This is a genomic window from Winogradskyella sp. (assembly GCF_028289625.1).
Classification (GTDB): Bacteria; Bacteroidota; Bacteroidia; order Flavobacteriales; family Flavobacteriaceae; genus Winogradskyella.
Window position 1 is genome coordinate 17709 of sequence record NZ_JANQOM010000061.1, and the last position, 20788, is coordinate 38496.

21 protein-coding genes and 1 tRNA gene are annotated in these 20788 nt (G+C 35.9%); 13 read left to right on the plus strand and 9 right to left on the minus strand.

What is annotated here, in order from left to right; all coding sequences use genetic code 11:
• Nucleotides 1-6 precede the first annotated feature (6 nt).
• From Q0992_RS11925 to Q0992_RS11950, 6 genes are all read right to left on the minus strand, one after another.
• Nucleotides 7-642, minus strand: a complete 636-nt coding sequence (locus tag Q0992_RS11925; protein ID WP_299524456.1) for a biopolymer transporter ExbD — start codon at nt 640-642, stop codon at nt 7-9.
• 6 nt (nt 643-648) lie between these two features.
• Nucleotides 649-1113: a hypothetical protein gene (locus Q0992_RS11930; protein WP_299524459.1), complete on the minus strand. Its 465-nt coding sequence runs from the start codon at nt 1111-1113 to the stop codon at nt 649-651.
• A gap of 18 nt (nt 1114-1131) precedes the next feature.
• Complete coding sequence (locus Q0992_RS11935; RefSeq protein ID WP_299524462.1) at nt 1132-1902, minus strand: MotA/TolQ/ExbB proton channel family protein; 771 nt, start codon at nt 1900-1902, stop codon at nt 1132-1134.
• Between the two features lie 75 nt (nt 1903-1977).
• Nucleotides 1978-2065 (minus strand) — tRNA-Ser (locus tag Q0992_RS11940).
• 74 nt (nt 2066-2139) lie between these two features.
• Nucleotides 2140-3165, minus strand: coding sequence for an asparaginase (locus tag Q0992_RS11945; protein ID WP_299524465.1), 1026 nt, complete (start codon nt 3163-3165; stop codon nt 2140-2142).
• Between the two features lie 3 nt (nt 3166-3168).
• Complete coding sequence (locus tag Q0992_RS11950; protein WP_299524468.1) at nt 3169-3936, minus strand: TatD family hydrolase; 768 nt, start codon at nt 3934-3936, stop codon at nt 3169-3171.
• A 48-nt stretch (nt 3937-3984) separates the two neighbouring features.
• Here Q0992_RS11950 and Q0992_RS11955 point away from each other — a divergent pair, with 48 nt between their 5' ends.
• Both Q0992_RS11955 and Q0992_RS11960 read left to right on the plus strand, forming a co-directional pair.
• Nucleotides 3985-4452, plus strand: coding sequence for a TIGR02281 family clan AA aspartic protease (locus Q0992_RS11955; RefSeq protein ID WP_299524471.1), 468 nt, complete (start codon nt 3985-3987; stop codon nt 4450-4452).
• Nucleotides 4453-4485: 33 nt separating this feature from the next.
• On the plus strand, nt 4486-5109 hold the full coding sequence (locus Q0992_RS11960; protein ID WP_299524473.1) for a response regulator transcription factor: 624 nt from the start codon (nt 4486-4488) through the stop codon (nt 5107-5109).
• A gap of 493 nt (nt 5110-5602) precedes the next feature.
• Here Q0992_RS11960 and odhB read toward each other — a convergent pair whose 3' ends face one another.
• Nucleotides 5603-6835 (minus strand): 2-oxoglutarate dehydrogenase complex dihydrolipoyllysine-residue succinyltransferase, encoded by a 1233-nt coding sequence (odhB, locus tag Q0992_RS11965; protein ID WP_299524476.1) that lies wholly within the window; start codon nt 6833-6835, stop codon nt 5603-5605.
• Between the two features lie 34 nt (nt 6836-6869).
• Nucleotides 6870-9638: a 2-oxoglutarate dehydrogenase E1 component gene (locus tag Q0992_RS11970; RefSeq protein WP_299524479.1), complete on the minus strand. Its 2769-nt coding sequence runs from the start codon at nt 9636-9638 to the stop codon at nt 6870-6872.
• A gap of 114 nt (nt 9639-9752) precedes the next feature.
• Here Q0992_RS11970 and Q0992_RS11975 point away from each other — a divergent pair, with 114 nt between their 5' ends.
• A complete protein-coding gene (locus tag Q0992_RS11975) occupies nt 9753-10295 on the plus strand; it encodes an alpha-ketoglutarate decarboxylase (RefSeq protein ID WP_299524483.1) in 543 nt (180 codons plus the stop codon).
• A 1-nt stretch (nt 10296) separates the two neighbouring features.
• On the opposite strand, the gene Q0992_RS11980 is transcribed toward Q0992_RS11975, so the two are convergent.
• Nucleotides 10297-10728, minus strand: a complete 432-nt coding sequence (locus Q0992_RS11980) for an Rrf2 family transcriptional regulator (protein ID WP_299524486.1) — start codon at nt 10726-10728, stop codon at nt 10297-10299.
• Nucleotides 10729-10850: 122 nt separating this feature from the next.
• Between Q0992_RS11980 and Q0992_RS11985 the strand changes: the two genes are divergently transcribed.
• The 10 genes from Q0992_RS11985 (at nt 10851) to Q0992_RS12030 (ending at nt 20605) form a co-directional block, all read left to right on the plus strand.
• Nucleotides 10851-11330, plus strand: coding sequence for a c-type cytochrome (locus Q0992_RS11985; RefSeq protein ID WP_299524489.1), 480 nt, complete (start codon nt 10851-10853; stop codon nt 11328-11330).
• Nucleotides 11331-11353: 23 nt separating this feature from the next.
• Nucleotides 11354-11935, plus strand: a complete 582-nt coding sequence (locus Q0992_RS11990; protein WP_299524492.1) for a fasciclin domain-containing protein — start codon at nt 11354-11356, stop codon at nt 11933-11935.
• Between the two features lie 29 nt (nt 11936-11964).
• The gene (gene nosZ, locus Q0992_RS11995; RefSeq protein WP_299524495.1) at nt 11965-13917 is read left to right on the plus strand and encodes a Sec-dependent nitrous-oxide reductase; all 1953 of its coding nucleotides are present in this window, start codon (nt 11965-11967) and stop codon (nt 13915-13917) included.
• 97 nt (nt 13918-14014) lie between these two features.
• On the plus strand, nt 14015-14632 hold the full coding sequence (locus Q0992_RS12000) for a hypothetical protein (protein WP_299524498.1): 618 nt from the start codon (nt 14015-14017) through the stop codon (nt 14630-14632).
• Nucleotides 14629-15060, plus strand: a complete 432-nt coding sequence (locus Q0992_RS12005; protein ID WP_299524501.1) for a nitrous oxide reductase accessory protein NosL — start codon at nt 14629-14631, stop codon at nt 15058-15060. Before Q0992_RS12000 ends, Q0992_RS12005 begins: the two co-directional genes overlap by 4 nt.
• 9 nt (nt 15061-15069) lie before the next feature.
• Nucleotides 15070-16311 carry a nitrous oxide reductase family maturation protein NosD gene (locus tag Q0992_RS12010; protein WP_299524504.1) on the plus strand — a complete coding sequence of 414 codons (1242 nt, stop codon included), beginning with the start codon at nt 15070-15072 and terminating at the stop codon, nt 16309-16311.
• Nucleotides 16305-17012, plus strand: coding sequence for an ABC transporter ATP-binding protein (locus Q0992_RS12015; protein ID WP_299524507.1), 708 nt, complete (start codon nt 16305-16307; stop codon nt 17010-17012). Before Q0992_RS12010 ends, Q0992_RS12015 begins: the two co-directional genes overlap by 7 nt.
• On the plus strand, nt 17005-17787 hold the full coding sequence (locus Q0992_RS12020) for an ABC transporter permease (RefSeq protein WP_299524510.1): 783 nt from the start codon (nt 17005-17007) through the stop codon (nt 17785-17787). Before Q0992_RS12015 ends, Q0992_RS12020 begins: the two co-directional genes overlap by 8 nt.
• A gap of 82 nt (nt 17788-17869) precedes the next feature.
• Nucleotides 17870-18262, plus strand: a complete 393-nt coding sequence (locus tag Q0992_RS12025; RefSeq protein ID WP_299524513.1) for a hypothetical protein — start codon at nt 17870-17872, stop codon at nt 18260-18262.
• Between the two features lie 69 nt (nt 18263-18331).
• Complete coding sequence (locus Q0992_RS12030) at nt 18332-20605, plus strand: TonB-dependent receptor (protein ID WP_299524516.1); 2274 nt, start codon at nt 18332-18334, stop codon at nt 20603-20605.
• The last annotated feature ends 183 nt before the right edge of the window (nt 20606-20788 follow it).

Below are 20788 nucleotides of genomic sequence, written 5' to 3' on the forward strand. Positions count from 1 at the left end.
TACTTTTTAACTTTTATCTGGTTCTGCTTCGGATAATTTCATAGGATATAATTTCTTAATAGTCTCAATACGACTATTTAAAATGGTATCCTTGCTAAATTGGTTCTTTTCTTTCTCCGCCAGCATAGCTTTATAAACATTCTCCGCATCAGGGTAAAATCTCTTGTACAAGCGCTCTGCTTCGCGCTCTCTTAAGAAATTATAAGCGGCAACAAGTTCATTCTGAACATCCATGTACTGTTCGTAGGATGTTTCTCTATCATGCTTCATGGATATAATCGCCTTATCTGGATGGTCGGACGATGATGGGTCTTTTTTTCCTTTACAATAATCGCAAGTCTCACCTTCTGCATTTGTACTTCCTCCATTATCTAGGAAATCAATTGCAGCTTGTCTTAAATCTTTCAACTCCATTTGCTCTTCTTCTACAAGCAGTTGGTTACGACGGTTAATTAAAACCGTAAAAAGATTTTTTTGCTTAATTACAGGTGGTTCAACTTCAGAGTCATCGATAGGTGGCAAACTTCTTAATAATCCTTTATCTTTTTCTATCGTTGTTGTTACTAGAAAGAAGATAAGTAATAAGAAGGCAATATCAGCCATCGATCCTGCATTTACTTCTGGTGCTGCTCTTTTTGCCATGCCTTATTATTTACTGATTGTTTTTTTAACGCCAGAGAAAATCATTGAGATTGCTGCAATAACTATCAAAATATAGAAAGCAATTAAACCTCCTCCTACTACTTTTGATTCACTTTCAGAAGCCATTGTATCACCATATTTGTATAGCCCTTTGGCAAATGATTCATCTGGCCCAACCGAAATGACATATGATATAATTAATACTGCTGCGAATGCTCCTATTCCTATTAACGTATTTTTTAAGCCTGAAGTATTTGTGAATAGATTTTTAACAACAAAAACCACCACAAATAATAGAACCAGACCCAATATAATATAGGCAACTATTGCCAATGGATCGACTATGGCAGTATCCCCTGCCAAAGCTGCTGCTTTAATTTCATCATCACCCTCCGCTATTATTCTTCCAAGGAAAATAATACCAGCTAAGCTAATAACTAAAGCTACTATTCTTAATATTTTGTGTAACATAATTTAGTTCGGTCTTTATTATTTTTTGTGTCTTACTAGCAAATCCATTAAAGTGATTGAGGCATCTTCCATATCATTTACAATACTATCAATCTTAGCAATAATGTAATTGTAGAATATTTGAAGAATAATAGCCACAATAAGACCAAATACTGTTGTTAAAAGTGCTACTTTAATACCACCCGCTACCAATGAAGGCTGCATATCACCTGCTGCTTCGATTTTATCGAAAGCTTGAATCATACCAATTACCGTACCCATGAAACCAAGCATTGGTGCTAAGGCAATAAATAAAGATATCCAGGATACGTTCTTTTCTAACTGTCCCATTTGCACACCACCATAAGCTACTACTGCTTTCTCGGCAGCATCAATGTCTTCATCAGCCCTGTCTAAACCTTGATAGAAAATAGAAGCAACAGGTCCTTTAGTATTTCTACATACTTCCTTAGCCGCTTCGATTCCACCGGAAGCTAGTGCATCTTCTACATTTTGGGTTAATTTTTTAGTATTTGTTGTCGAAAGATTTAAGAAGATAATTCTCTCTATAGCAATCGCCAAACCAAGAATTAAACATAATAGTACAATACCCATAAAGCCTGGTCCACCTTCAATAAAACGCTTTTTTAATTCTTGGTGGAAACTCAAATCTTCTGCAGGAGCATCGTCTTGAGTCACAGTTGTTATTGTTGCTGTTGCTGTTGTAGATGCTAAAGTTGTTGCATTAGCGTTAACAGTTCCGATAGCCATTAAACAAGTAATGGCAAGGATAGAAAATAATCTTTTCATTGTTCTTAATCTTAATTTTATTAGTTAAAGTGTTAAAGATAAAAAAAATAATGTAACCTTTCCTTAAAATCTATGCAGAGAGGAAGGGATTCGAACCCTCGATACCCTTTTGGAGTATACACACTTTCCAGGCGTGCGCCTTCGACCACTCGGCCACCTCTCTGTAGGTTTTATTAAAAATTACGGTGTGCCAAATAACAAAAAAAATGTTAAACACTAAAATTTGAGCCGTTAATTTTAGGTCATTTCACCTCTTAACGGTTTTTCAAAATAAAATTGGAATTCTTCAAAGCTAATATTGTATCCTAAAAGGTACATCAATTTAGCCACTGCAGCTTCTGTGGTTATATCCTTACCAGATATAACACCTATACTTTTTAATTGGGAACTTGTGGCATATTTTCCCATAATAACGCTACCGCCAAAACATTGCGTAACATTAATAATGTGCAACCCCTTGGCGATAGCTTTTCTAAGTAAGTCCACAAACCATTTTTCTGTAGTTGCATTTCCTGAGCCATAAGTTTCAATAATTAGACCTTTTAAACCGTTTGTATCTAAGATGGCTTTCACCAAAGGCTCAGAAATACCTGGAAATAATTTCAGTACCCCAATATTTGTATCTAATTGCGTTCTTACAATGAGCTTTTCCTTAAATTCTTCCTTTATCAAAAACTCATGATTAATTTTTAGGTGAACGCCAGATTCTGCCAAAGTTGGGTAATTTGGGGAGTCAAAGGCTTCAAAATGTTCGGCATTAATCTTCGTCGTTCTGTTTCCTCTGTAAAGTTTGTATTCAAAATATAAGCACACTTCCCTTATAGTTGGAATTCCTTCTTTGTGTAGTGACGCTAGTTGAATTGAAGTGATCAGATTTTCTTTAGCATCCGTACGTAAATCACCAATAGGTAATTGAGATCCTGTAAATATGATTGGCTTTTCTAGATTTTCTAGCATAAAACTTAAAACAGAAGCCGAATAACTCATCGTATCGCTACCATGCAATACAACAAATCCATCATAATCTTCATAATTAATTTCGATAATTCTGGCCATGTTTTCCCAATATTCTGGATTCATATTTGAAGAATCTATTGGCTCACCGAAAGATACTGTCTCCACAACACAGTCTAATAATCTTATTTCTGGAATCCTTACCAGTAAACTATCAAAATCAAAGGCTTTAAGTACACCTGTATCAGCTTCTTTTAGCATTCCAATGGTACCACCTGTGTATATCAGTAGAATATTAGGTTTTCTCATATATTAAATTCCAAATACTTGTTTTGAATTTTCCGTCGTGATTTTCGCAATCGCTTCTTTGCTAATTCCGTAAAGTTCGGATAATTTTTCTAATACCTTATTAATATATTGGCTCTCATTTCTTTTGCCCCGATAAGGTTTAGGTGCTAGATAGGGTGCGTCTGTTTCTAGGACAATATGTTTTAAATCTATCTGATTAATAAACTGATCTATTTTCCCGTTTTTAAAAGTCACTACACCACCAATCCCTAACTTCATATTGTAAGATATGGCCTTGTGTGCTTCTTTCAAGGTACCTGTAAAACAATGAAAAATTCCGAATAAATCTTCTGACTTCTCTTGCTCTAAAACATGGAAAATTTCATCAAAAGATTCACGACAATGAATAACAATTGGCAGTTTATACTGTTTTGCTAAATTTATTTGATGCCTAAAAGCTTCAATCTGAATATCCAAAGTGGTTTTGTCCCAATACAAATCAATCCCAATTTCTCCAACAGCATAAAATTTTCGGGATTGTAGCATCTGTTCTACATGTTCTAATTCCTTTTTATAATCGATTTTAACATGCGTTGGGTGAAGACCCATCATTAAAAATATATGTTGTGGAAAATCTTTTTCTAGCTGTAACATGGACTCCGTGTAGGTAGAGTCAATAGCGGGAACAAAAAAACGAGTAACATTACTTTCTATAGCTCTCTTAATCATATCCGACCTATCCTCTTCGAAAGCTTCACTATATAAATGTGTATGTGTATCTGTTATAATCATTTTTCAAAAATAATCGTTTAGAGTATTATATTTGCACAAATTTTAAAAATGGAAACATTAAAAGATTTTCTTCTCAATAAAGGCTATTCCAAAATAAAACTCAAACTGACTACAACCAATCATTTTGAAATTAAGGCTTCCATAAATGGCGTAAAAGGGAGATTCATTGTAGACACAGGTGCATCGAGTAGTTGTGTTGGTTTTGAGGCAATTGACCGTTTTAAACTTAAAGTAAAAGACTCGGAGATAAAAGCCGTAGGGGCTGGTGCCTCTAACATGATGACCCAGATTTCCAATTCAAACCATTTAAAGATTGGAACGTGGAAAAAAAATCGTATCGTCTTAATTTTATTTAACCTTTCGCACGTTAACAACGGTCTTATTAATCACAATGCCGATCCAGTTGATGGGATTATCGGTGCCGATATACTAAAAAAAGGGAAGGCTATTATTGACTATGAAAAAAAATATCTGTACTTAAAATTAAAGGAAATTTCATTACCTAAAGATTCTTAGTATATTTAAGTCCCTAGTTGAATTAATAGCAAAATGAATCCAACCATCATAATTGCAGACGATCACCCTTTGGTGCTTAAAGGTCTTGAGGATTTTTTGTCTGAGAATGATTTCAATGTCCTAGCAAGTGCAAAAAATGGTAAAGAAGCTCTCGCATTAATAAAGGCTCATGTCCCAGACATTGCCATCTTAGATATTAAGATGCCTTTTTACTCAGGCTTACAAATTGCCAAGAAGTGTAAAGCAGCCAACATTAACACAAAGATTATACTTATTACTTTTGAGAAGGATGAAAAAATATATAACGACGCCAAGAAATTGGGTATCTACGGCTACGTCCTAAAGGAATTTGCATTAGACGAAATAGAACATTGCATACACTCGGTTATTAAAGACAAGCCTTACTTTAGCCCTGATCTTTTGGCTTATATCGAAGTAGATAAGGCTCCTGATGGATTAGACTCCCTTACTCAAGCTGAAACTAAAATTTTTAGACTTATTGGAGCCAATAAAACAGCCACTGAAATAGCAAATGAGCTCTTTATTTCGACAAGAACGGTAGAAAAACACAAAAATAATATCCGTCGTAAACTCGCATTAGACTCAAAATCAGCAAGTTTGTATTTTTTCGCTAAAGAAAATCAAAAATATCTCTAAAAATACGTAGTTCTACGTATAGTATGATATTGTTTTATTTATGACATTTACAATGTTATTAATTAAGGGTTAATAACGAGCTATTAATTAGTTCTTAGGGGATTATTTGAGCCTCGGACAATGTTCGGGGCTCTTTTTATGAAAAAAAGTCAAAAAATACGTAGTTCTACGTATAGTATGGTATTATAATTATTCGGAATTTTACAGAGCTATTAACCAACAATGCCTCAGATTAAATTCTCAAAAGCTCTGGTCTGACCTAAAGCTCAGAGCTTTTTTAACAACATACACCATGCGTACAATGAAAGACAATATGGCAAAAAGGGATAGATTATTTATGATACTATTAATAGTAAGTTCTGTTGTAGTCATCTCAGCAAATATAGCTGTTAATTTTTTTAGTTAATTTTAGTTAGTTGCTCTTGTTACTTAAGAGTAAAAAAAGCGCAATCTTCAGAAGAATTGCGCTTTTTTAGTTATTATTTTTCTTGCCTTACATCTCTAAAGCCTTTTTGGGATTATTATCCATCAATAGCTCTACAGGATTTTCGAGTGCTTCTTTAACTGCTACCAAGAATCCAACGGATTCTCTTCCATCAATAATTCTGTGATCATAAGATAAGGCTACAAACATTACTGGGCGAATTTCTACTTTGCCAGCTATTGCAACAGGTCGTTCTACAATATTATGCATTCCTAAAATACCACTTTGTGGAGGGTTAATAATAGGTGTAGACAACATACTTCCAAATACACCTCCATTAGATATCGTAAATGTACCCCCTGTCATTTCATCAACAGTGATTTGGCCATCTCTTGCTCTTATTGCTAAACGCTTAACTTCAGATTCAACACCTCTAAACGTTAAATTCTCTGCGTTTCTAATGACCGGTACCATTAAGCCTTTAGGTCCTGAAACAGCAATACTAATATCCACAAAATCGTAGGTAATCATTTCCTTACCATCGATCATTGAGTTAACAGCTGGATATAGTTTTAAAGCTCTTACTACAGCTAAAGTAAAGAAGCTCATAAATCCAAGGCTTACCCCATGCTTTGCCTTAAAATCTTCTTTATATTGTTTGCGCAAATCGAAGATTGGAGACATATCTACCTCATTAAAGGTCGTCAGCATTGCTGTGGTATTTTTAGCTTCAACCAAACGTTCGGCTACTTTACGACGCAGCATCGACATTTTGCTACGAGAAGTACCTCTATTGCCTCCTGTAGGAGTTCCCATGGATGGCACAGCATTAACAGCATCGTCTTTTGTTATCCTTCCATCTCTTCCAGTTCCTGAAACAGAACTCGCATCAATCCCCTTTTCATCCAATATTTTCTTTGCTGCTGGACTTGGTGTCCCTGTAGCATAAGTTTTAGATGCAACAGGTGCTGCTTTTATTTCTTCTTTCGTAGCAGTCTCTTCCTTGGTTGCTGAGCTTGTCGAAGTGTCTTCTTTTGCTGACGTATCTGACCCTTCTGGTGCTTCAGCACTAGTATCAATTAAACATACCACTTCTCCAACGGCTACTGCATCACCTTCTTCTGCTTTCAGCGTAATAGTACCACTAGCCTCAGCCGGTAACTCGAGGGTCGCTTTATCACTATCAACCTCAGCAATCGCCTGATCTTTCTCAACATAATCACCATCTGAAACTAACCATTCTGCTATTTCTACTTCTGTAATAGACTCGCCTGGTGAAGGCACTTTCATTTCTAAAATCATACTTAATATTGTATTTAACTTTTATGAAGTTGAATTATTCTTTGTATCTTATTTGGTTGTTCTTGCTTTTATCAAAAACGTAATCTATAACTTCTTGATGTCTTATTTTTGAGCGTACAGAACTCCCTGCCGCTGGTGCTCCATAGGGTCTTCTACTAGCAGCTCTCCATTGTCTAGCTTCTTCCAAATGCATCAACATATGCCCATAAGCGCCCATATTTCTCGGTTCCTCTTGCGCCCAAACAACATCATCGACATTTTTATATCTCTTTAAAACAGCTCTAATTCCTGCAGCTGGAAGTGGAAACAATTGTTCTACCCTCACTAAGGCCACATCGTCTCTTCCCCGTTTTTCTTGTTCTTCTAATAAATCATAATAAAACTTACCAGTAACAAATACTAAGGTTTTTACTTTAGCTACATCAGCGGTTTCATCATCAATTAACATTTTAAAACTTCCGTTGGCAAATTCATCTACGCTTGAAACTACTTTTGGATGACGCAGTAGACTTTTTGGTGTAAATACAATTAAAGGTTTTCTGTAATTCGCCTTCATTTGCTTACGCAACAAATGGAACATATTTGCTGGAGTTGTACAATCAGCAACAAACATATTATCCTTAGCACATAATTGCAGGTAACGCTCCATACGACCGGAAGAATGCTCCGCTCCTTGTCCTTCGTATCCATGAGGCAATAATAGCACCAGTCCGTTAGACATTTTCCATTTATCCTCACCAGACGATATGTATTGATCTATCATTATTTGAGCTCCATTACTAAAATCACCAAATTGTGCTTCCCATATGGTTAATGTATTTGGACTTGCCATAGCATAACCATAATCAAAGCCAACCACTCCATATTCAGATAATAGCGAGTTATAAATATTGAATTGTCCCTGATTTTCTGAGATACGATTTAATAGTAGTATTTCTTCCTCACTATCCTCTACTTTAACTACAGCATGGCGGTGTGAAAACGTACCGCGTTCTACATCCTGACCCGATATTCTGACATTAAAGCCTTCTAACAATAATGACCCATAAGCCAAATGCTCTGCCATAGACCAATCGAGTCGATCTTCATTGAACATAGTCTGTCTTGACTCAACTAATCTCTGAATCTTACGGAAAAACTTCTTGTCTTTAGGCAGATTGGAAATCACTTTAGTGACATCTTCTAACACGCTTCTGGAAACCGTTGTGTCCACAGACTCCATCATTTCAATCTCAGTAACGCGCTTAAGGCCTTTCCATTCCTCTTGCATAAATGGTGTAATCTCTGTTTTATCCTCTTTACGCGAGTCTTCTAACTTTTCCTCAAGCTTTTCTTTATATTTTGCTTCAATATGTTTTACATAACCTTCATCTATGGTACCTTCATCCAACAAACGTTGTGCATAGATATCCCTAGGGTTTTTATGCTTTGCAATGGCCTTATACAACAATGGCTGTGTGAATTTTGGTTCATCGCCTTCGTTATGACCATATTTTCTGTAACCCAATAAATCTATGAATACATCGCGCTTAAACTTCATTCTAAAGTGCAGAGCAAATAAGGCTGCATGAACTACCGATTCAGCATCATCGGCATTAACATGTAAAACTGGTGATAATGTCACTTTAGCAACATCAGTACAGTACGTACTTGAGCGACCATCCAAATAATTAGTTGTGAATCCGATTTGGTTATTGACAACAATATGAATCGTTCCATTGGTTTTATAGCCTTCTAACTTAGCCATTTGCACCACTTCATAGACCAAGCCCTGACCTGCGATTGCAGCATCACCATGAACCACAATTGGGAGTACCTGGGAGGCGTCGGAAATTTCATCCTTATCTTGCTTTGCTCTGGCAATGCCTTGCACTACAGCACCAACAGTTTCAAGATGTGATGGATTTGGTGCAATATTTAAATTGATTTTTTTATTGTTATAGGTCTCACGGTTACTTGTCCACCCTAGGTGATACTTTACATCACCGTCAAACACTTTTTCTTCGTAGTCCTTACCATCAAATTCGCTAAAAATATCTTTAGCCGATTTACCAAAAATATTAGTTAGGGTACTTAAACGACCTCTATGTGCCATTCCCATAACAAACTCTTTGACGCCTTCATCTGCTGCACGCTCTATAATGGCATCTACTGCTGGAATTAAAGATTCATTGCCTTCTAGCGAAAAACGTTTCTGCCCAACATATTTGGTGTGCAGAAACGACTCAAAAGCAACCGCTTCATTTAATTTTTTTAGAATATACTTTTTTTCATCAACCATAAATTGTGGATGATTATCATTGACGTTGAGTTTATTCTGAATCCATTGTATTTCCTCTGGTTTCCTTATGTACATGTATTCAACTCCAATTGAATCACAGTAAATACGTTCTAAATGATCAATAATAACCTGAAGTGTATTAGCACCTATACCAATAATTTCGCCTGCTGAAAAAACGGTGTTTAAATCACTCTTAAAGAGTCCGAAATTTTCAATTTCTAAGGTCGGCGCATATTTTCTTCTCGCTCTTACAGGATTGGTCTTAGTAAACAAGTGGCCTCTGCTTCTGTAGCCATCAATGAGTTTTACGACCTGAAATTCTTTTTGAAGTTGTTCTGGAATTTGAGTGGAAACTCCTTCTACAATTTCACCATCCATCCCATAATTTTCTGACCCAAAATCGTACCCTTGAAAAAAGGCACGCCAACTCGGTTCTATAGCATCAGGATTTTGTAGGTATTGGTCGTATAAATCAGCAAAATATGCCGTATGTGCTGCGTTGAGAAAGGAATACTTATCCATTATTTTTACGAGACATTGTCGTTTCAACAAAATTTCTTCAAAAATACAACATTTAACAAAAATAACTGCTGTTTTATTATATTTATAACAAATAGAAAAGAACCCATTTTTATCATGAAAAAATCGGATTTAACAACTTTCAAAAAGGGACTATTAGCCACCTTTTTAGTATTTACTTTTAGTCTTTTTTCTTCAGCCCAAAATTCTTCTGATGGCAACAGGTTTTGGAACAATGTACAATTCGGCGGTGGTATAGGCCTAAACTTTGGAGATGGTTTTTTTAGCGGTGTGCTAGCACCAAATGCATTATACAATATTAGTCCTTATGTAGCCACTGGTATAGGCTTAAATTTTCAATACAGTTCGCAGCGTGATGCTTTTACTTCTACTGTTTTTGGAGGTAGTCTTATTGGTCTGTTTAACCCTTACCCAGAATTACAACTTTCAACCGAATTTGAGCTTCTCCATGTTAATAGGGATTTCGATGAGCAATTTGTGAGTAATCTTGATGACAATTATTTGTACCCTGCGTTGTTTTTAGGAGCTGGTTATCGCAGTGGCAATGTTACTTTCGGCATACGCTACGACATTCTTTACGATGAGGATAGAAGTATTCAAAATCAGGCATGGATGCCGTTTGTTAGGTTTTGGTTTTAATTTATATGGGAAATACCGACTTCCCAGTTTTAATGTGCTCAACTAACTCCTCTAAACTCGTATTATTAAGTTTTCTAATTATAGCCTCCTTCTCGTTGTATGCCAAATGATGGAGAGAACAAGGGTTATCAATATTGCATTTTTTTAAGCTTAATAGGCAAGAATTCATTCGCTGTTCCTCATCCATAGCAATCACTATATCGTAAACTTTCGCCTTCTTATTATCCTCACTCAAATAGAAACCACCTTTTGGCCCTCTGGTTGAGGATATAAGATTCTTTTTTGATAATTCCTGTAGAATCTTGGCGATATATGCCTTCGGAACGTTAATAAGTCCAGCCATATCATTTACGACGACCTTCTTTTCTTCGGATGAATTTACGGCCAAATACAGCACAGCTTTTATGGCATATTTAGTAGAATTAGAAAACATAAATCCAAAATAACAATTTATATCAAAACAAAAAAGACTTTTTTGTCTTAAATATGATTATTATCATATTTTATTAATAAGCCTCCTTCTATATTTGCTTTTACACTAAATCATAGATTCCAATGAGAAAAACACTAAAATTTTTGACGTTAATTATCACAATGATACTATTTAGTTGTGGAGGAAATGACAAAAAAGAAGGCATTTCGTCCGACAAAAAAGAACCTGTAAAGGAAGAGGTAAAGGTACCAGCATCTGAAAGAATTAATTTAAACAACAAAGGAGTAGGAACTATTACATCTGTTGATTTAGGATTAGTTGTAGATCAAGACATGGCAGCACATGGAAAAGAAGTATACGATAGAATGTGTACCGCATGCCATAAGGCTGATAAAAAATTTATTGGCCCTTCACCTAAAGGGATTTTGCAACGTCGTACACCAGAGTGGGTAATGAATATGATTTTGGATCCTGAACGAATGGTTAAAGAAGACCCATTAGCAAAAGATTTACTGATGGAATTTAATGGCTCACCGATGGCCAATCAAAACTTAACCAAGGAAGAAGCCAGAGCTGTTCTAGAATATTTTAGAACACTTTAATAAATAACTATAAAATCAAACCAATGAAAACACTTATCAAATTATTCTATTCTGTTGTGATTTTGGTTGGTCTTATTGCATGCAATAACAACACAAAAACAGACGAAAACACAGCTAAGAATAGTACAACTAATGAAAGTACTTCAGAAAAAACAGGTCAAGCTTTCATTAAAGATGAAGGAGGCAAGCCTAATGCGCTACAGTTAGCGTTGCAGTCCGAAGACCATACTACTTTAGTAGCTGCTGTGCAAGCGGCTGGAGTAGAAAATGCTCTGGTTAATGTTGGTCCGTTAACCGTTTTTGCGCCTAATAATACAGCCTTTGCTAAAATAGACGAAGCTACACTCAACGACCTGTTAAAGCCAGAAAACAAAGAGCAATTGGCATTTATTTTAACCAACCATGTAGCACCTAGTAACTACCCTGTAGAAATGCTACAAAAAAATGCTGCAAAAAACAGAAAGCTCTATATGGCCTCAGGAAAATACGTAGAGGTCACCGAAAAAGACGGTGATTTATATGTTGGTGATACAAAAATCATTGCAACGGTTAACGTAAGTAATGGTTGGGTTCATGTGGTAGAAGATGTCATATTACCCGAGTAATAAATAAACTAATAATAAATCAGTACAGTATGAATAAGATATGTAAATATGTTTTGGGTATCGCTACATTAATTTTTATAACAAATTGTGGGAATAACTCCAATACAAATAATTCTGGCGCTATGGCTTCAAGCAAAGCCGAGAAGGTTTATGTCGCGCCAGGCGAACATGATGAGTACTATGCCTTTTTCTCAGGAGGCTATAGTGGTAATATTACCGTTGCTGGGTTACCTAGTGGTCGTATGTTAAAAGAAATTCCTGTGTTTTCTCAGTTCCCAACCTCAGGTTATGGCTATTCAGAAGAAACCAAACCTATGCTAAACACGTCTTTTGGATTTGTACCATGGGACGATTCTCACCACCCAGATATTTCGCAAACCAATGGTGAACTGGATGGCCGATGGATATTTATAAATGGAAACAATACACCTCGTATTGCAAGAATAAGTTTAGAGACATTTGAAACTGAAGAAATTATCGAATTACCCAACTCTGCTGGTAACCACGCTTCTTCATTTATTACCGAAAACACAGAATATATTGTAGCAGGTACACGTTTTGCTGTACCAAATCCACAGCGGGATATGCCTATAAACGAAATGAAAGGAGAATTCAAAGGCCCTCTTTCGTTTGTAAGCATTGCTGAAAACGGAAGAATGAATTTGGATTTTCAATTAAATATGCCAGGATTCAACTACGATTTAGCACATCCTGGACGAGATAAATCTCATGGTTGGTTCTTCTTCACCAGTTATAATACTGAAGAAGCCAATACCTTAATGGAAGTCAATGCATCTCAAAATGATAAAGATTATGTGGCTGCTGTTAATTGGCAAAAAATTGCTGAATATGTCAAAAATGGTGGAGGAAAAAAGGTTGACGCCACCTATGCCCATAATGTATATGACCATAAGACACATATGGCAACTTCTACCATGAAAGAAGGTGTAACTATGGTAGACCCAAGAGAGGTAGAAGATGCAGTATTTTATATTCCAATTCCTAAATCACCTCATGGTTGTGATGTTGACCCAACTGGCCAGTACATCGTAGGTAGTGGTAAGCTTTCAACTGATTTAAGTGTGTATTCATTCGACAAAATGATTACGGCTATTGAAAACAAGGATTTTGTTGACGAGTCTTATGGAATCCCTGTCTTAAGTTACGAAAACACTTTAGCTGGTGTTGTTAAACAACCAGGCTTAGGACCTTTACATACCGAGTTTGACGATAAAGGTAATGCCTATACAACGTTCTTTATATCTTCTGAAGTCGTTAAATGGAGTTTAGAAACCTTCGAGGTATTAGACAGAGCACCAACGTTTTATTCTGTTGGTCACCTCATGATTCCTGGCGGTAACTCTCGCAAACCATTTGGAAAGTACTTAGTCGCCATGAATAAAATTACTAAGGATAGATACTTACCTACAGGACCCGAGTTAGAACACTCGGCTCAACTATATGATATTTCTGGTGATAAAATGGAATTATTATATGATTTCCCAACTCATGGTGAACCTCACTATGCTGCTGGTATTAGAGCTGACATCATTAAGGAAAAGAGTAAAAAGTATTACGAATTATCCGAAAATGAGCATCCTTACGCCGCTAAGAGTGAGGCTGAAGCCAAAGTAACTCGAAACGGCAATGAAGTACATGTAAGTATGACTACCATAAGAAGTCACTTTGCACCAGACAATATTGAAGGTGTTAAAGTAGGTGATAAAGTATATTTCCATATTACCAACCTAGAGCAAGATTTTGATGTACCTCACGGATTCTCAATTATTGGAGCAAATACTTCAGAGATATTAGTGATGCCTGGACAAACCAAAACTATTGTTTGGGAGCCTAAAAAAGAAGGAGTCTGGCCGTTCTATTGCACGGATTTTTGTTCTGCCTTACACCAAGAAATGCAAGGTTATGTTAGGGTTTCTGGCAGAAACTCAAATACACCACTAAAATATACACTAGATGAATAGAGAAAGAGTTAGATAAGTTTTAGTGTTAGAAAATAATATTTAACTCCGAGTGGACGAGCAGTACCTCTACTCGTCCATTCTTTTAAATTAATATTCTATGAAATCAGCAAGTATAGTCATGATAATAGGCTCAGCTCTATTACTAGGTTTGTTTGTTTTTCCATTATGGAGTATAAAGTTAGAAGCACCTCAATATCCAAGTGGTATTGGCATGTACATTAATTTAGATGGGCTAGAAGGTATTGAAAAGCACGATCTTCAAAATATTGATGGCCTTAATCACTATATCGGTATGAGAACTTTACCAAAGCCAGAAGACATGTGGGAATTTAGCGTATTTCCTAAAGTCGTGGGTGGCATGGCCATATTAGGTATATTAATCGGTCTCATCGGTTTATTTAAAAATATATCGCCCAAATGGTTCTTAGGTTGGTTAATCCTCATGTGCATTCTTGGTATACTTGGCATGTATGACTTTAATGCCTGGCTTGTGGATTATGGCACTAACCTAGATCCAAAGGCCATTATGAAAATGACCGATGCGGATGGTAATCCTCTTAGCTATAAACCTCCTCTTTTAGGAACGAGACATATTTTAAATTTTGTGGCGCATTCCTATCCACATACTGGAGCCTATATGATGGGTTTTGGAATGTTCCTCACATTTGTAGCCTATTTGATAGGGAACAAAAAAATGAAATCTCTTAAGACATGAAACATTTCAATTTAATAGCTATGCTTTTACTTTTCATCAGTTGCAGTAAAACACCTGAGCCGATTAGTTACGGAACAGATATGTGCCATTATTGTAAAATGACCATCGTGACCAAAACACACGCGGCACAGATGGTTACTGATAAAGGTAAACAGTACAAGTTTGACGCTATTGAATGCATGATTCATTTCCTGGATGATAAAGAAGACCTTAAAACTAATAGTAATTTACTAATTGTAGATTACAACCAACCTGGAATAATGGTTAATGCCAGAACGGCCGGATACCTAATTTGTGATGAGATTACAAGTCCGATGGGAGCCAATCTCACAGGCTTTTCTTCAGTAGAAGATGCTCAAAAAACCATTGATAGTAGTAGTTCGACCTTATTTTTTGATTGGGATGGTATTTTCAAAAAGTTTAATTAACTTAATACTATGAAAATACCTTTTTGTGTTCTATTTGTTTTGATCTCAACCTGCTTTGCAGCAGCTAAAACAATAACAATTTGCAAAGCAGGTTGTGATTTTAAGAGCATACAAACTGCCGTTGATAGTTCTAAAAGCAGTGATAGCCTCTTTATTAAGGCTGGTCTTTACAAGGAATCCAATATTGTTATTTATAAAAAATCACTTCACATTTCTGGTGAAAAGGGTACTGTAATCGATACGCAAAACCATGGTTATGGTTTTTCAGTTGAGGCCACCGATATTGTCATTAAGAACCTCACCATTAAAAACATAGAAATAAGTTATACCAAGGAATACGCAGCAATACTATTATTTAAATCTTACGATTTTGCTATTGAAAATGTTAGAGTAGATAATGCCTTTTTTGGGTTCTTAATCCAAAAATCAAAAGATGGTTTGATAAAAAACAATACTATCTCAGGTGATGGGAAAGCTGAAGCAGATTCTGGTAATGCCATCCATTTATGGCATTGCGAAAACATAAAGATTATAGACAATGATGTGCGTAGAATGCGCGACGGTATTTATTTAGAGTTTGGGAATAGCAGTTACATTGCCAATAACTATTCAACTGAAAATATGCGCTATGGACTTCACTTCATGTTTTCAAACGATAATACTTACGAGAATAACATCTTCGAATTCAATGGTGCTGGTGTAGCAGTTATGTTTTCCAAGCGAATCAAAATGTATGAAAATATCTTCAAAAAAAATTGGGGAACAGCATCTTACGGTATCTTGCTTAAAGAAATAAACGATGCTGAGTTAAAACACAATATTTTTGAAGACAACACCATTGGTATTAATGCGGATGGCACTAACAGAATTACTTATACCGAAAACACCTTTAAGAATAATGGTTATGCCATAAAAGTACATGGTGCTTGCTACGATAATATCTATTCGAGGAATAACTTCTTGTACAATTCATTTGACTTGTCTTATTCAGGCAAACTCAACAGCAATAAATTTGAAAGCAACTATTGGAGTAATTATACAGGCTATGACTTAGATAAAGATGGTATCGGAGATGTTCCGTATAGACCCGTGAAGTTATTTTCATATCTGGTTAACAGAACGCCAGAAAGTATCGTTTTATTAAGAAGCTTGTTTATAGATATCATAGACTTTTCAGAAAAGGTATCGCCAGTCTTTACGCCAGAAAACCTTATTGATAATCAACCTCTAATGCATCAAGTTACATGGTAGAGATTATAGATTTACACAAAAAATTCGGTAAAAATAATGTGCTCAATGGTGTTGATTTGAAAATTGATAAGGGAGGGATTTTTGCAGTTTTGGGGCCAAATGGTTCGGGTAAAACGACCATAATAAAATCTATTTTAGGTATGGTCATACCAGAATGTGGTACTATAAAGTTATTTGATACCGATATTAAAAAAAACTCCGATTACAGGTTTAAAATTGACTACTTACCACAAATAGCCAACTTCCCTAGCAACTTAAAAGTGATAGAGCTTTTTAGGATGATTAAGGATTTACGTGGCAAGACAGATAGAGACAAGGAACTCATCAAAACCTTTAAATTAGAGTCCTTTTTAAATAAAAAACTAGGCACACTTTCCGGTGGAACCAAACAAAAGGTCAATATTGTTTTAACTTTTATGTTCAATAGTCCTATAATAATCCTCGATGAACCAACCACAGGCTTAGATCCTATTTCGCTCATTAGGTTAAAAGAACTTATAGCAGAGGAAAAACAGAAAGGAAAAGCCATCTTAATAACCTCTCATATTATGAGCTTTGTAGAAGAAGTAGCCGATGAGATTGTTTTTATCCTCGAAGGCAAAATATACTTTAGAGGCAGTATAAAAGCACTAAAGACAAAGACAAAACAACAAGACTTTGAACATGCAATCGCTAAAATTTTAACAGAACACAGTGTTTAAGATTTTAAAATATAGTTTTTACGATTTAATGCGCAGTAGCTGGAGTTATGTGTACTTAGGGTTTTATCTGCTATTAGGAATTGTACTGTTGTTCTTAAATAATGACCTTTCTAAGGCCATCATTACATTAATGAATGTTATTATCGTTTTAGTACCTCTAATAGGAACCATTTTTGGAGTGATGTATTATTACAATTCTAAAGAATTCACCGAACTTTTATTGGCACAGCCCGTAAAGCGTTCTTCCATTTTTTTAGGGCAATATTTGGGTGTTTCAATATCACTGTCCATGAGCTTAGTTTTAGGGCTAGGGCTGCCTTTTGTTGCCTATGGTCTATTTAGGTCTAATGCCATTTGGGATTTTTCATTGTTGCTAATTGTCGGCATCTTTCTCACATTCATTTTTAGTGCTTTAGCCTTTAATATTGCGCTATCCAATGAAAATAAAATCAAAGGTTTTGGTTATGCCATTCTGATGTGGTTGCTGTTGGCAGTTGTTTACGATGGTCTTTTCTTAGTGTCTCTTATTCTTTTTGAAGACTATCCATTAGACAAGTTATCGTTAATTGCTACCATGCTGAACCCCATTGATTTATCAAGAACGCTCATCATTCTAAAGCTAGATATTTCTGCATTATTGGGTTATACGGGTGCCGTATTTAAGCAATTCTTCGGAACAAGTTTTGGGTTGATTATCTCTTTTATAATGCTATTAATCTGGGTGCTATTGCCAGTACTTCGTATTATAATTAAGTCCAAAAGAAAAGACTTTTAGTTTTAGCGAAAGAACTTATTGAATCTAACAAACACTGATATTTATCAGTTTATTTCGGATAAAATAGTCCGAAATTTGCAATGTGATAAAACAGTTTATAAACAAAATTACCGCAATACTCTTGGTCTTTGTTTTATTGGCCAACAACATCAATACCATAGTTATTGTTGCGGATTTTGTCATTAACCAAGATATTATTGCTGCAACTCTTTGCATCCAAAAAAAGGAGCAAAAGAGCTGTAATGGAAAGTGCTATTTACGTAAGGAGCTAAGCAAAGCCTCTAAAAAAGCACCCAATGAGTCAAGGCTAGCACATCAATTTACAGAATTATCATATTTCTTAAAAGCACCTGATGCATCAATTCAGAATGTAACACTTTCCACGACTCATAACAAATCCTTTATTTTCTCATCTTGTAATCTCCATCCACGGTTATTGGTTCTAAAAATAGCTCATCCCCCAGAATTTGCATGATTTCTTTAATACAAATCCGTTTTCTCACAAGAGGGAACTATTTATTAAAAAACTAGTTAAAATATAATTATGCAAACACAATCAAAATGGCATGATAAAGTACTTATGGCTTTACTATGCGGCATTATTTCCACAATTTCGGCAATTGCACAAAATACAATAAACATAAAACTATTGGATAAAGCAACTTCGCAACCCGTAACAGATGTAACATTTGAGTACGGTAACCAAAACGGTGTTTCGGACGCCAATGGCTTTATCACTTTTACCTATGAAAAAAAGCGTTCAATGACCTTTTCACATATAAATTATGGAGTATGGTCTTTAAATGACGCTCAAATCTTAGAAATGATTGAAAAAAAGACACTTCTGTTGACTAGTGTTACTGAAAATCTATACCCTGTGACAGTTATAGCACTCAGGTCCAAAAATCAGCCTAGTAAAGATGTTAAGCTCGAATACAGGGATCAATTAGCCCATGACGCAGCCAATATCCTAAACAAAAAACCTTCTCTTAATAGTATTAGAAAAGGAGGTAATTATGGATTTGACCCTGTTTTTAGAGGCTTTAAATATGACCAGCTAAACGTAGTTTTAAATGGTGCTCAAAGTGCCACGGCAGCTTGTCCAAATCGTATGGATCCACCAACAAGTCAAATGGCGCCAAATATGTTAGAGCGTGTAGAGATTCTAAAAGGACCGCACGCCCTCAGATTTGGAACTGGTTTTGGAGCAACCATAAATTTTGTTCCTGAGAAAAGGCGTTTTTCAGAAGAAAATGATGTTTATGGCCGCTTATCCAACAGTTATGACGGCAATGGTAATATCCTTAGGAACGAAGGGCAAATCGGTTTCAGTGGGAAAAATCATGACATTGCTGTATTTGGATCATGGTCTCAAGGTAATGACTATACCACAGGAAATGGTGAAACTGTTGCTGCGGATTTTGAACGAGGAAGCTTTGGTACAAATATAGGATTCATGTTTTCTGAAAACAGCCAACTCAGTGTATCGGCAGTTTATAATGTGGCTAGAGATGCTGATTTTCCTGCATTACCCATGGATTTACGAAAGGATGATACTTGGCTGTTAAATGCTAGGCATGACATTACTTTTGACGAAAAAAAGCATCTAAAGTCATGGAACACAACCGCTTTTGCTTCTTTTGTGGACCATCTTATGGATAATCTCCTAAAACCACTTGACCCAAGAATGCTCAATGCTCAAACCAATGCTACAACTTACAATTTTGGAGGACGTACAGAAGGTGTTTGGAACTTTGAGAACTCTAATCTCTTTGCTGGTGCTGATTTTAGGCAAGAAGGTGCCGAAGGTATTCGTGAGCGCGAATTCCTCATGGGGCCAAATGCAGGAAATACATTTACGGACAATGCATGGCAAGATGGTTTCATTTCAAAAACCAGTGTTTTTGCCGAATATCATTTTAAACCTAAAAACACTAGATTTATAGTTTCCACGAGACTAGAATTAAATAATGGCAATATCAACGACCTTACGGAAGAGTTTGAAAATAATAATGGCGAAAGTCAAGTCACTCAGTTTAATCCTAGTATTAGTATTGGCGCCAGTAAAAACCTCAGTAAAGGCATAACACTTGGAGTTTGGTTGGCACGCGCACAACGAAGTGCTGGCTTAACCGAAAGGTATATTAATTACTTTCCTGTAGGGCAAGACCCCTTCGAACTTTTAGGGAATCCTCAGTTAGACCCTGAAATAAATAATCAATTGGATGTAACATTTCAGTGGCAAAAGAAAAACACGCTTGTCTCTGTAGATGTATTTGCCGGATATTTAGAGGATTTTATATCTTCATTTATCGATCCAAGTCTTACGCCTAGATTACCTAATAGTCCTGGTGTGAGACGATTTGTAAATATTGAAGACGCCTTTAAAACTGGTTTTGAAATCAATTGGCGCCAACAGATTTTAGTAAATCTTGAGCACCAAGCTGGTATAGCCTACACTTATGCTCAGGATTTGGAACGTGATGAACCACTTCCGGAAATTGCACCTTTAGATTTTAGATACACGCTATCAGGAAGTTATTTAGACGGAAAGCTATTGCCAGAATTGACCTTTAGGCACGTTCTAGAACAAGCGCGGATATCTGAAGAGTTTGGAGAAACCGAAACTCCTGCATTCTCTGTTTTAGATATTCGATTGGCTTACCAATTCTCAAACTCTGCCAGAATTACTGCTGGTATTAATAATGCTTTTGATGAAAATTATTACGAACACCTCAACCGTTCTGTGAGAGGCAACAACCTCCCTATTTTTGCGCCAGGACGTAATGTGTTTGCATCTATAAACTTTACGTTTTAAAACAGTTATAATTTGAGTCTTACCAAAACACAACAACCACTTCACATTTAGAAGTGGTTGTTACTCTTATAACATAGAATCATGATAGAAACTATACCTTTTCTATCAAATAGCTAATCAAATTGGTTATAGCAGTAATACCTACAAGCTTATATGTTGCAGGTAAAACATGAAACTATTTTT